Raw genomic sequence first — 10764 nt, forward strand, 5'->3', positions numbered from 1 at the left:
TTACTGCCGCTGCGCGCCAGATCGCAGGCAAACGGAACGCCGCCCGGCCAGCTCCCACGGCCTCCGGCCAGAATCAAGGGCCTGTCCGCCACAACACCCGGTTCTGCCGAATGCGCTTTTGATTCTGGCCGGAGGCCGTGGGAGCTTGGCTTGCCAGCGATGGGGCGCGAAGCGGCCCGGAAACCAGACGGCTTGGTTGTGACAGGAGTACCGCGTCTACCGGTTTTACTGCCGCTACGCGCCAGATCGCAGGCAAGCCAGCTCCCACGGCCTCCGGCCAGAATCAAAAGCTTGTGCGCAACGCCGCCCGGCCAGCTCCCACGGCCTGCGGCCAGAATCAGGGGCCTGCGCGCCACAACACCCGGTTCTGCCGAATGCGTTTTTGATTCTGGCCGCAGGCCGTGGGAGCTTGGCTTGCCAGCGATTGGAGCGGTGAGTGATCACTGTGGGAGGGAGCTTGCTCGCGATGAGGCCCGTCCATCCGCCGCATCTTCTGGGAGTCAGGCACCGAATCGCGAGCAAGCTCCCTCCCACAGGGGGCTCACTGCGATCACACCGTCAATGGGTATCGATCAGCCCCAACTCACGGGCCTGGGCCTGGGGGTCTTTGAGGGCTTTGATGCGGCGGGCTTCGGTGAGCAGGGTCTGGCGTTCGGCGGCGGGGATGTCGTCGAGGGTCAGGTGGTTGATGTCTTGTTCATGGCCGGCCAACACGGTGATCAGCAGTTCGTTGCGCTGGTGCCGGGGCAGGGCGCGGGCGGATTGGTTGACCGCGTGAATGCTGTCCAGCGCCAGTTGCGGCTTGTCGCCCAGGGCGTAGGCCAGCGCCAGGTTGCAGCGGGTGTCCAGATCGTTGGGTGCCAACGCCAGGCTTTTGCTGAACGCTGCCTGCGCCGCTTCAGCCTGACCGCGCAGCATCTGCGCAATGCCCAGCCGGTTGAAGGCTTCAGGCTGACCGGGTTGCGCGCTGGCCTGGGTCAGCACGGTCACCGCGCGGTCCAGTTTGCCTTCACGCAGTTGCGCGGTGCCCAGCCCGAGCAAGGCGGTGGCGCTGTCGGGTTGAATCTCCAGCGCTTGTTGATAGGCGCGCTCGGCACCCCGTGCGTCGCCGCTGGCCAGTCGCGTTTCGCCCAGTTTGAGCCAGGCCTGAATCTGCGCCTGAGGCTGTTGCGTGGCCTTTTCATACAGGCCGGCCGCGGTGCCGGTATCGCCACGTGTTTCCAGATCGGCGGCCAGGCGCATGAAGCGCTCGTAGCTGCTGTCGGTGGGTTGAGTAGCGCAGGAGGCAAGGGTGACGCTGGCAAGCAAGGTCAATGTGGAGGCAAAGCGACTGGGCATGGACAAGGCTCTTGGGTCGAGGACGGCGAGGCATTCACTCAATCACGCACAACGCCTGATCAGTTGAAACGGCCCGCCCGACGGGACAATCAGTGTATCCACTTGAATCCCAATAGCGACCGTTATGTGCGCCGGATTTCCAATTCCGTCACCCCATCGGCGCCGACGCAAGGAGGCCGCCATCATGCCTAAGCTTCCGGTGTTCTGGCTGCTGATTCTGACCCTGACGTCGACCGGCGTGCACGCAGACGACGCCCCCTCCAACAACAACCCGACCTGGTACGCCGAGCCCTACGCCTACGTGCTGGTGGAGCAGGACGTGCGCGCGGCGATGGAAGAATTCGGCCACAACCTGGGCCTGATCGTGGTCATGTCCGACAAGGTGCGCGGCAAGTCCCGCAGCCGGGTACGCGGCGAATCGGCAGGGGATTTCCTCACCCGGCTGTGCGATGCCAACGGCCTGAGCTGGTACTTCGACGGCAACATTCTTTACCTGACCGCCGACGCCGAAACCGGCACGCGGCTGTTCAAGGCTCAGGGCCAGAACCTGGAGCAGCTGGACGATTACCTCGCCAGCCTGGACGTCTACGGCAAACAGATTTCAACGCGCCCCGGTCCCGATGGCGACGAGTTGTTCGTCTCCGGTCCGCCGGCCTACCTGAACATGGTTCAGCAGCACGTCGACCAGCAACAACGCCCCGTCGCGGCACCCGTGGCCCGTGAACGCGGCGTGCGGGTGTTTCGTGGCGGCGTGGTCACCACCGAAGCGAGCCACTGAACCCAAGGCAAACAACAGCACCTTCATCACCCACCGGCAAGGAGCAACACCATGTCAGTCAGCCCGATCGACAGCACCACCAATGTCACCGCCACGCCCGAAGCGCAGTTCAATGCGGCGGTGGACAAATCCAAGACCGAGATGAGCGACGACGAGCTCACCGAAGCCCTGATCACCCAGGCGGTCACCATCGGCGGGCAGTTCATCATCATGCCCAAGGCCCAGGAAATGCTGAACGAAGCCCAGTCGTCCGAAGACGACGAAGAATAGGCCGACGCCATGACAGCCAGTCTCGCAGCACCGGCGGCGGCAGCCTTGCCGCCGTCGGGAGGGCCCGGAGGATTACAGGGCTCTCAAAACCTGTTCGAACACATGGCCAGCAACGCCCAGGGCATGCCCCAGGGCGCCAGCCCGCATCAGATCGGTGAGGGATTGATGGAGCGCCTCAACGGTTTCATCGACCGCTCGCGCACGTTTTCCGAGCGCGCCGATGTGCTGAGCAACGGCTCGCCGCCGGGCGCTGCGTCGGGGCCGGGCAACGTACCGGCAACGGCTGGTGCGGAAAAACCGGGCTCGGCGCAAACCCTCGCCAGCAACGGGCAACCGCCGAAAAAAGTTGGCGAGCAGCAGGTGGATCAGATCGTCCACTCGCTGGGCAAAATGTTCGATTACTCCATCGAAACGCAGATGGTGGTGCGCGGCGCCACGCAGATATCCGGCTCCGCCAACACGCTCTTGAAAGGTCAATAACCCATGTTCAACCGTTGCCGTGCCGTGCGTTTGATGATCGTCGTGGCCCTCGCCGGGGTGTTGCAGGCCTGCGATATCGACCTGTACACCAACCTGGGCGAGCGCGAGGCCAATGCCATGGTCGCGGTGTTGTTGCGTGACGGCGTCCCGGCGTCGCGCAAGGTCCAGGACAACGGTCAGCTGACCGTGGTGGTGGATGAAAAACGCTTCGCCCAGGCCATGTCGTTGCTCGATGACGCCGGTTTGCCCGGCCAGTCGTTTTCCAACATGGGCCAGGTGTTCAAGAGCAACGGCCTGGTGTCGTCGCCGGTGCAGGAACGGGCGCAGATGGTCTACGCCCTGAGCGAAGAGCTGTCCCACAGCGTCTCGGAAATCGACGGCATCATTGCCGCCCGGGTCCACGTGGTGCTGCCGGACAACGACCTGCTCAAGCGAGTGATTTCCCCGTCATCGGCCTCGGTGCTGGTGCGTTACGACCCGGACACCGACATCAATCAACTGATCCCGCAGATCAAGACCCTGGTCGCCAACGGTATTTCCGGGCTCAGCTACGAGGGCGTTTCGGTCACCGCGATCAAGGCCGTCGTCGCCAGCCATCGCGCCGCCGCCCAGCCGCGTCTGGCCAGTTTCATGGGCCTGTGGATGCTCGAAGACAACGTGCCCCAGGCGCGCTGGATGTTCGGCGTGTTGCTGATCTGCACCCTGGGCCTGGCCGGTCTGCTCGGCTGGCAGCAGTGGCAACGGCGCCGCGCCCACTCGGTTTACGTGCTGGAGGATGCCGTATGACCGCTGCTTCAACCCGCCGGCAACAGGCGTGGCAGTCGTTGACCGAGCAGCCCCTGAGTTTTGTAAACCCAAACCGGCTCAATGAATGCTGGCCGCAACCGCTGACCGATCAACAGCACACGGCGCTGTACGACGCGCCGCGTTTCCAGCCCCGCCTGTCGCAACTGTTGATCAACCGCTTTCAGCTGCAACCGCTGGCACAACTGCCGATGCCGACGGATGAAGACCTGCCGGTGCTGTTGCTCTCTTCCGAGGATTTCAAACGGCTGCCACGCCTGTGCGGCGCGATCTGGCACGCCGCAACCCTGAGCCGTGAAATCCGCAGCGAAGCGGTCAATCAACTGCGCAGCGGCCTGGGCAGCGACGTGTTCGCACAGGCGTTGGCGAACCGTTCGCTGGCCGGTGCTGCCGACCTGCTGCGCCAGCCCGCTGACCTGCTGGAGGCCATCGATCGGGACGGCGCCAGCGCTGTGGCGGCCTGGTTGCACCGTCAGCCAGACGCGCTGTGTGACTGGTTGCGCCTGCGCCTGGATCAGCGGCTGTTCGAGTCCCCGAACGCCGGGTTCGACCTGAACATCGTGCGCCGCGCCGCTGCCACCTTTGCGCCGCTGGCCGAGGAGCTCGCCGGATGAGCGAATTACCGACCCGCCCCGCGTTACGCATCCTGCGCGCCGAACAGGCAGATTTATGGATCGACGGCTATGCGTTCGTCCGCGCGGCCGAAGCGCACGCCCAGGCAATCCGCGACGACAGCGCCCATTGGCTGGAAGTGGCCCGGGAAGAAGGTTTTGAAAGCGCTCGCGAGCAGGGCGCGGAACAGGTCAGCGCGCTGTTGGTGGAGACGTCGCTGAAAGTCGACACCTGGCTGGCCGGGCTGGAAGCGTCCCTGGCGGACCTGGCGCTGGGCATCGTGCGTGAAGTGCTCGGCGACCTGGACGCCGCCGAACGCCTGGTGCGCTGCACCCGCCAGGCGCTGGACACGTTTCGCCAGGACCAGGCCCTGACCCTGTTCGTCCCGCGCCTGGAGGTTGAAGCCGTGCGCCGCCGACTGCACACCGAGCGCGATCACCTGCCGGGGATCACCGTCGAGTCCGATGACCAGCTGCAACCGGGTCAGGCGCGCCTGAGCAGCCCGGTGGGTTCCGTTGAGCTGGGCCTGGAGGCGCAACTGACCAACCTGCGCCGAAGCCTGTTGCCGTTTGCCGATGAGGCGCAGCCGTGAGCGTCGATCTGCAGGCGATGATCCCGCGCCTGGCCGAGCGTTTGAGCGAAGCCCGGCTGCGGCCCATGAAAGGCACCGTGCGCAGCATTCGCGGCGTGCTGCTGCGGGCCAGCGTCGCCGGGGTGCGCATCGGCGAGCTGTGCCAGTTGCGCGACCCCAGCAGCGGTCGCAGCCTGGCGGCGGAAGTCATCGGCTTTGAACAGGACGAGGCGATTCTGTCGCCCATTGGCTCCATGGAAGGCCTGTCCACCCGCACGGAAATTATCGCCACCGGCGAAACCCTCGGGGTCAGCGTCGGCGATGCGCAACTGGGGCGGGTGATCAGCCCCATGGGCGATTTTCTCGACGGCGACGGCCTGCCGCCGCTGGGCGTACTGTGTCGCTATCCACTGCACGCCGAACCCCCGGCACCGTTTTCCCGGCAGTTGATCGTCAAACCGATGTCCCTCGGGGTGCGCTCCATCGACGGCTTGCTGACCCTGGCGCAAGGGCAGCGCATGGGCATTTTCGGCGAGCCGGGGGTGGGCAAGTCGTCGTTGCTGGCCAGCATCGTGCGCCACACTGACGCCGACGTGATCGTCATCGGTTTGATCGGCGAGCGCGGTCGGGAAGTGCGCGAACTGCTGGATGTGCAGCTGGACGCCCAGGCCCGGGCGCGCACGGTGGCGGTGGTCGCGACCTCTGACCGGCCTGCGGCGGAACGGGTGCGGGCGGCCTTCGTCGCCACGGCGCTGGCCGAATACCACCGCGACCAGGGCCGCAACGTGTTGCTGCTGATGGACAGCCTGACGCGCTTTGCCCGCGCGCAGCGGGAAATCGGCCTGGCCGTGGGCGAGCCGCCGACCCGACGCGGTTATCCGCCGTCGTTTTTCTCGGCCTTGCCGCGCCTGCTGGAACGCGCCGGGCCCGGTGCCGTCGGCAGCATCACCGCGCTGTACACCGTGCTCACCGAAGGCGATGCGTCCATGGACCCGGTGGCCGAGGAAGCGCGCTCGATTCTCGACGGGCACATCGTCCTCAGCGCCGAACTGGCGCAGCGTAACTATTTTCCCGCCGTCGACGTACTGCGCAGCCGCAGCCGCTTGATGGATCAAGTCTCCACCGATGAACAACGCCACCTGGCCCTGCGCATTCGCGAGCTGATGGCCCGGCGCAACGAAATCGAGATGCTGATCCGCGTCGGCGAATACGCCGCCGGCAGCGACCCGCTGGCCGATGAGGCCATCGCCCGGCACGACGCCATCGAAGCCTTCATGCGCCAGGCTGCCACCGAACCGAGCAGCGCAGCGCAAACCCTCAACCACATGCGCAAGGTCCTGGCATGACGACCCCGGAGGCTCAATGAAGACCGACGATTTACGCAGCCTGCACGCCTTGCGGCAACTGCGCGAGCAGCGCGCGTCCAGCCAGTTGGCGGCCCAGCAACAACGCTGCCGCGACACCCACGAAGCCCTCGACGACGCCAAGGAAAAATTGCGACTGCACCGTGAAGCGGTGGCGCGCCGGGCGGAAAACCTCTACGGCGCGGCCAGCGAAGGGATGACCCTCAACGCCTGGCACGCGGCCCAGGAGCAGCTCGACGCGCTGGCCGACAGTCAGCAGGCGCTGCAAGGCTCGGTGGCGCAGAGCGCCCAGGCCCTTCAGGAGCAGGAGCAAGCGCGTGACCGGTTTCGTGCCGCGCGCCTGGCCCGGCAGCGCCAGGCCGAGGCGTGCGAGTCGTTGCTGGAAGGTCGCCTGCGTAATGAGCGGCGTGCCGGCGAGCACCGGGAAGACGCCGATGAGATCCCGACGGCCCTGCCGGGCGGCGCTGCATGACCTGTCGCGAAGCAGCGATGGGCGCTGACGCGGGCATGGAGTGGCTGAGCGTTCACGATCCGCGATGGATGGCGCTGCACAACCGACTGCATCGCCATCGCTACCCCTGGCAGGGACAGGTCGCGGGTCAGGCCGTTACCGTGCGATGGAGCAGCGTTGCCGCGCCGGTTGGCCCGGTGTTCGACCTGCGCTTGACGCTGGGCTCTGTTTCGCTGGTCATGCAGCTGCCCCATGAAGCGCTTGAGGGATTAGGGCTGGTTTCACAAAACCTGAACGGACTGAGCGGTTCGCTGCTGCTGGAACTCGCGTTGCTCGGCCTGATCGAGCCGCTGGAACAGCTCACCGGGCAGGACATCCGGGTGGTGGATGCGGCCGCTGCCGCTGAATCAATCCCGCCCTCGACGCTGAGCCTGACCCTGGACGTGCAGATCGCCCAGGCTTCGACCTGGCCGGTCACGCTGCAGATGAGCGCCGAATCCGCGCAGCTGATCGCTGACCTGCTGGACCGTCACGCCGCGCCGGCTCGCCATCCGTTGTTCGGGTTGCGCCTGCCGCTGAAGGTGGAGAACGGTGAAGCGCCGTTGAGCGTGGCCGAATTGCACAGCCTGCGACCGGGCGATGTGCTGATGCTCGATGACGGGCCGCCCGCGCAGGTGCGGCTGGTGCTGGCGGGCCGCCTGCAGGCCCGTGCCGAACTCAAGGGCGACACCGCCCGACTGCTTGAACCCCCGACGCCCGTACCCCTCATGAAGGACGCACCGATGACTGAAACTGCCGACGCGAACACCCTCGATTCCACGCTGGACGCGTTGCCGCTTACCCTGGTCTGTCAGGTCGGCAGCGTCGAACTGTCCCTGGCCCAATTGCGCGAACTGGGGGCCGGGAGCCTGGTGCAACTGGCACCGCAGCTGCACGACAGCGTGGACCTGATGGTCAACGGCCGGCGCGTCGGCCAGGGTCAACTGGTGAAGATCGGCGACGGCCTGGGTGTGCGTCTGTTGAGCTTCGCCAGCGCATGAATGGCTATCAGCCCAACCTGATTGAAATCATTCTGGTGGTCGCCACCATCGGGCTCATCCCGCTGGCGGTGGTGACCCTGACCGGCTTCATGAAGATTTCCGTGGTGCTGTTCCTCATTCGCAACGCCCTGGGGGTGCAACAGACGCCACCCAATCTGGTGCTGTACGGCATCGCGCTGATTCTCTCGGTGTACGTGACCACGCCGTTGATGGGCGACATGTACCGGCAAGTGCAGGGGCGCGACCTGAACATCGAAAACGTCGAGCAACTGCGCGAATTCGGCGACGCGCTCAGACCGCCGTTGCAGGCGCATCTGGCGCGCTTTGCCAACGAAAGCGAGCGCGGTTTCTTCGTGCAGGCCACCGAGACTATCTGGTCCCCGGAGGCCCGGGCCGACCTGCGGGACGACGACCTGGTGGTGCTGGTGCCGGCCTTCGTCAGCTCCGAGCTGACCCGCGCCTTCGAGATCGGTTTTCTGCTGTACATCCCGTTTCTGGTGGTGGATCTGCTGGTGGCCAACGTGCTGATGGCCATGGGCATGTCCATGGTCTCGCCGACGCTCATTTCGATACCGCTGAAGATATTCCTCTTCGTCGCGCTCAGCGGCTGGTCGCGCTTGATGCACGGCCTGATTCTTAGCTACGGGTGATCTCATGGGGCAGGACGTTTTTCTTTCGTTGATGAACAAGGCGCTGATGACCGTGCTGTTGCTCTCGGCCCCGGCGCTGGGGGTGGCCATTGTCGTGGGCCTGAGCGTCGGTCTGTTGCAGGCCCTGACCCAGATTCAGGACCAGACCCTGCCGCAGGTGGTCAAGTTGGTCGCGGTGCTGCTGGTGATCGTGTTTGTCGGGCCGTTGCTGGCCAGTCAGGTGGCGGAGCTGGGCAGCGAAGTGCTGGACAATTTCCCGTTGTGGACGCGCTGACCCGGTATGGATGCCAATGTCGCCAATGCGTTTCTCGAAGTTGCGTACCCGGTCATCAGTTCGGCTGCGCTGGCCGCCAGTCGCGCCATGGGCGTGGTGATCATCACCCCGGCGTTCAATCGCCTGGGCCTGACCGGCATGATCCGCGGCTGCGTGGCGGTGGCCATCGCCATCCCGATGTTCGTGCCGGTGTTCGCGGCGTTCACCGCGCTGCCCGAGCACGGCAGCTTTTTCCTCGCCGGCCTGATGATCAAGGAAATGCTGATCGGCGTGCTCATCGGCCTGCTGTTCGGCATTCCGTTCTGGGCCGCCGAAGTGGCGGGGGAGCTGGTGGATTTGCAGCGCGGCTCGACCATGGCGCAACTGGTGGACCCGTTGTCCTCCGGCGAGTCCAGCGTCATGGCGACCCTGCTAACGGTGATGCTGATCGCGCTGTTCTTCATGTCCGGCGGCTTCATCATGATGGTCGACGGCTACTACCACAGCTATCAATTGTGGCCGGTGACCGCGTTCACGCCGCTGTTTGCCAGCTCCGCGCTGATGGCGGTGCTGTCGATCCTCGATCAGGTGACACGGGTCGGGGTGATCATGGTCTCGCCGCTGATCATCTGCCTGCTGGTGACCGACCTGATGCTGGCGTACCTGTCGCGCATGGCCCCCAGCCTGCACATCTTCGACATGTCGCTGCCGGTGAAAAACCTGTTTTTCACGGTGCTGATGGTGATCTACATCGGCTTTCTGATCCCGGTCATGCTCGACCAACTGGCCGAGTTTCGCGGCACCGTGGAATTTCTCAAAACCCTGGCCGGTTCCCTGTGAGCGGCTGTTCGTGGCGGGCCGCTGATGGGCGATAGCAGCGAAGAGAAATCCCAGCCGGCCACGGACAAAAAGCTGCGTGATGCCCGGCAGAAAGGCCAGGTGGCCAAGAGTCAGGACCTGGTGTCGGGGATGGTCATCCTCTGCTGCACGCTGTGCATCTCGATCCTGTTGCCTCGGGCCCAGGCCCAGGTGGAAGCGCTGCTGGACATGGTCGCGCTGATCTACATCGAGCCGTTCCACACGGTCTGGCCCCGGGTGATCGACACCGCTGAGCAGTTGGTACTGACGCTGACCCTGCCGGTGGTGGCGGTCACGGTGGGGGTGGTGATTCTGACCAACATCGTGACCATGCGCGGGGTGGTGTTTTCGGTGGAGCCGATCAAGCCCGACTTCAAGCGCATCAACCCGGCCGAAGGCTTCAAGCGCATTTTCTCGATGCGCAGTTTCGTCGAGTTCCTCAAGGGGCTGGTGAAGTTGCTCTTGCTGGCGGCGGCGTTCTACGTGGTGGGGCGCCATGCGTTGCAGGCGCTGATGGAGTCGTCGCGGTGTGGGGCGGGGTGCATCGAGTCGACGTTTTACCTGGTGCTCAAACCGTTGATGTTGACGGTGTTGGCGGCGTTTCTGCTGGTGGGCGGGGTGGATGTGCTGATGCAGCGCTGGCTGTTCGGCCGCGACATGAAAATGACCCGCAGCGAGCAGAAGCGCGAACGCAAGGACGTCGACGGCGACCCGCTGATCAAGAGCGAACGCCAGCGGCAACGACGGGAGATGCAGGCACTGGCCACCAAGCTGGGACTGGGCCGGGCGTCACTGATGATCGGCACCGCCGACGGCTGGGTGGTGGGTGTGCGTTACGTGCGCGGCGAAACCCCGGTGCCGGTGGTGGTCTGCCGCGCCGAACCCGAGGACGCGCCGGCCCTGCTGGCCCAGGCGGCGGCACTGGGCATCGCCCACGGCATGGACAGCAAACTGGCCGCCTACATCGCCCGCCGCGCCGTCCCCGGCGACCCCGTCCCCGACCACACCTTCCAGGCTGTGGCCGACCTGCTGGTGGCTGCGCGACTGATTTGATCCAGACTGCCAGATCGTCCGGATTGATCGTTCCTCACCTCCGCGTGGGAATGCCGCGCCTGACGCTCCGCGTCGCCGGGACGCGGAGCGTCCGGAGTGCCGTGCCCACGCGGAGCGTGGGTACGATCAACATCGACTATCGGGATTGGCACCTGATCGTTCCTCACGCTCCGCGTGGGAATGCCGCGCCTGACGCTCCGCGTCGCCGGGACGCGGAGCGTCCGAAGTGCCGTGCCCACGCG

General features: G+C 65.5%; 14 protein-coding genes. 13 read left to right on the plus strand and 1 reads right to left on the minus strand.

Annotated elements, in window-relative coordinates:
- Positions 1–558 precede the first annotated feature (558 nt).
- Entirely contained in the window at positions 559–1338 is a 780-nt protein-coding gene (locus ABQX22_RS21220) for a tetratricopeptide repeat protein (protein WP_349801826.1), read from the minus strand.
- A gap of 184 nt (positions 1339–1522) precedes the next feature.
- Between ABQX22_RS21220 and ABQX22_RS21225 the strand changes: the two genes are divergently transcribed.
- Genes ABQX22_RS21225 through ABQX22_RS21285 form a run of 13 tightly spaced genes read left to right on the plus strand, consistent with a single transcriptional unit; the run spans position 1523 to position 10522 of the window.
- Positions 1523–2116 (plus strand): hypothetical protein, encoded by a 594-nt coding sequence (locus ABQX22_RS21225; RefSeq protein ID WP_349801827.1) that lies wholly within the window; start codon positions 1523–1525, stop codon positions 2114–2116.
- A 51-nt stretch (positions 2117–2167) separates the two neighbouring features.
- On the plus strand, positions 2168–2386 hold the full coding sequence (locus tag ABQX22_RS21230; protein WP_349801828.1) for a hypothetical protein: 219 nt from the start codon (positions 2168–2170) through the stop codon (positions 2384–2386).
- 9 nt (positions 2387–2395) lie between these two features.
- The gene (locus ABQX22_RS21235; RefSeq protein ID WP_349801829.1) at positions 2396–2866 is read left to right on the plus strand and encodes a hypothetical protein; all 471 of its coding nucleotides are present in this window, start codon (positions 2396–2398) and stop codon (positions 2864–2866) included.
- A 3-nt stretch (positions 2867–2869) separates the two neighbouring features.
- On the plus strand, positions 2870–3652 hold the full coding sequence (sctJ, locus tag ABQX22_RS21240) for a type III secretion system inner membrane ring lipoprotein SctJ (protein WP_349801830.1): 783 nt from the start codon (positions 2870–2872) through the stop codon (positions 3650–3652).
- Positions 3649–4284, plus strand: a complete 636-nt coding sequence (locus ABQX22_RS21245; RefSeq protein ID WP_349801831.1) for a hypothetical protein — start codon at positions 3649–3651, stop codon at positions 4282–4284. The genes sctJ and ABQX22_RS21245 overlap by 4 nt, the downstream gene beginning before the upstream one ends.
- On the plus strand, positions 4281–4874 hold the full coding sequence (locus tag ABQX22_RS21250) for a FliH/SctL family protein (protein ID WP_349801832.1): 594 nt from the start codon (positions 4281–4283) through the stop codon (positions 4872–4874). Before ABQX22_RS21245 ends, ABQX22_RS21250 begins: the two co-directional genes overlap by 4 nt.
- Positions 4871–6199 carry a FliI/YscN family ATPase gene (locus ABQX22_RS21255; RefSeq protein ID WP_349801833.1) on the plus strand — a complete coding sequence of 443 codons (1329 nt, stop codon included), beginning with the start codon at positions 4871–4873 and terminating at the stop codon, positions 6197–6199. The genes ABQX22_RS21250 and ABQX22_RS21255 overlap by 4 nt, the downstream gene beginning before the upstream one ends.
- A 16-nt stretch (positions 6200–6215) precedes the next feature.
- Positions 6216–6689 carry a hypothetical protein gene (locus ABQX22_RS21260; RefSeq protein WP_349801834.1) on the plus strand — a complete coding sequence of 158 codons (474 nt, stop codon included), beginning with the start codon at positions 6216–6218 and terminating at the stop codon, positions 6687–6689.
- Positions 6686–7708 (plus strand): type III secretion system cytoplasmic ring protein SctQ, encoded by a 1023-nt coding sequence (gene sctQ, locus ABQX22_RS21265; protein WP_349801835.1) that lies wholly within the window; start codon positions 6686–6688, stop codon positions 7706–7708. The genes ABQX22_RS21260 and sctQ overlap by 4 nt, the downstream gene beginning before the upstream one ends.
- A complete protein-coding gene (sctR, locus tag ABQX22_RS21270) occupies positions 7705–8358 on the plus strand; it encodes a type III secretion system export apparatus subunit SctR (protein ID WP_349801836.1) in 654 nt (217 codons plus the stop codon). The genes sctQ and sctR overlap by 4 nt, the downstream gene beginning before the upstream one ends.
- Positions 8359–8362: 4 nt before the next feature.
- On the plus strand, positions 8363–8632 hold the full coding sequence (locus ABQX22_RS21275; protein WP_037010118.1) for an EscS/YscS/HrcS family type III secretion system export apparatus protein: 270 nt from the start codon (positions 8363–8365) through the stop codon (positions 8630–8632).
- A gap of 6 nt (positions 8633–8638) precedes the next feature.
- A complete protein-coding gene (sctT, locus tag ABQX22_RS21280; RefSeq protein ID WP_349801837.1) occupies positions 8639–9451 on the plus strand; it encodes a type III secretion system export apparatus subunit SctT in 813 nt (270 codons plus the stop codon).
- A 24-nt stretch (positions 9452–9475) separates the two neighbouring features.
- Positions 9476–10522 carry an EscU/YscU/HrcU family type III secretion system export apparatus switch protein gene (locus tag ABQX22_RS21285; RefSeq protein ID WP_349801838.1) on the plus strand — a complete coding sequence of 349 codons (1047 nt, stop codon included), beginning with the start codon at positions 9476–9478 and terminating at the stop codon, positions 10520–10522.
- The last annotated feature ends 242 nt before the right edge of the window (positions 10523–10764 follow it).

This window comes from Xanthomonas sp. WHRI 1810A, from assembly GCF_040202885.1.
Taxonomy (GTDB): domain Bacteria; phylum Pseudomonadota; class Gammaproteobacteria; order Pseudomonadales; family Pseudomonadaceae; genus Aquipseudomonas.

What these genes read in the sequence shown, in the direction of transcription:
- ABQX22_RS21220 (WP_349801826.1), bottom strand. Translation starts at nt 1,338, where the DNA reads ATGCCCAGTCGCTTTGCCTCCACATTGACCTTGCTTGCCAGCGTCACC.
- ABQX22_RS21225 (WP_349801827.1), top strand. Translation starts at nt 1,523, where the DNA reads ATGCCTAAGCTTCCGGTGTTCTGGCTGCTGATTCTGACCCTGACGTCG.
- ABQX22_RS21230 (WP_349801828.1), top strand. Translation starts at nt 2,168, where the DNA reads ATGTCAGTCAGCCCGATCGACAGCACCACCAATGTCACCGCCACGCCC.
- ABQX22_RS21235 (WP_349801829.1), top strand. Translation starts at nt 2,396, where the DNA reads ATGACAGCCAGTCTCGCAGCACCGGCGGCGGCAGCCTTGCCGCCGTCG.
- sctJ (WP_349801830.1), top strand. Translation starts at nt 2,870, where the DNA reads ATGTTCAACCGTTGCCGTGCCGTGCGTTTGATGATCGTCGTGGCCCTC.
- ABQX22_RS21245 (WP_349801831.1), top strand. Translation starts at nt 3,649, where the DNA reads ATGACCGCTGCTTCAACCCGCCGGCAACAGGCGTGGCAGTCGTTGACC.
- ABQX22_RS21250 (WP_349801832.1), top strand. Translation starts at nt 4,281, where the DNA reads ATGAGCGAATTACCGACCCGCCCCGCGTTACGCATCCTGCGCGCCGAA.
- ABQX22_RS21260 (WP_349801834.1), top strand. Translation starts at nt 6,216, where the DNA reads ATGAAGACCGACGATTTACGCAGCCTGCACGCCTTGCGGCAACTGCGC.
- sctQ (WP_349801835.1), top strand. Translation starts at nt 6,686, where the DNA reads ATGACCTGTCGCGAAGCAGCGATGGGCGCTGACGCGGGCATGGAGTGG.
- sctR (WP_349801836.1), top strand. Translation starts at nt 7,705, where the DNA reads ATGAATGGCTATCAGCCCAACCTGATTGAAATCATTCTGGTGGTCGCC.
- ABQX22_RS21275 (WP_037010118.1), top strand. Translation starts at nt 8,363, where the DNA reads ATGGGGCAGGACGTTTTTCTTTCGTTGATGAACAAGGCGCTGATGACC.
- sctT (WP_349801837.1), top strand. Translation starts at nt 8,639, where the DNA reads ATGGATGCCAATGTCGCCAATGCGTTTCTCGAAGTTGCGTACCCGGTC.
- ABQX22_RS21285 (WP_349801838.1), top strand. Translation starts at nt 9,476, where the DNA reads ATGGGCGATAGCAGCGAAGAGAAATCCCAGCCGGCCACGGACAAAAAG.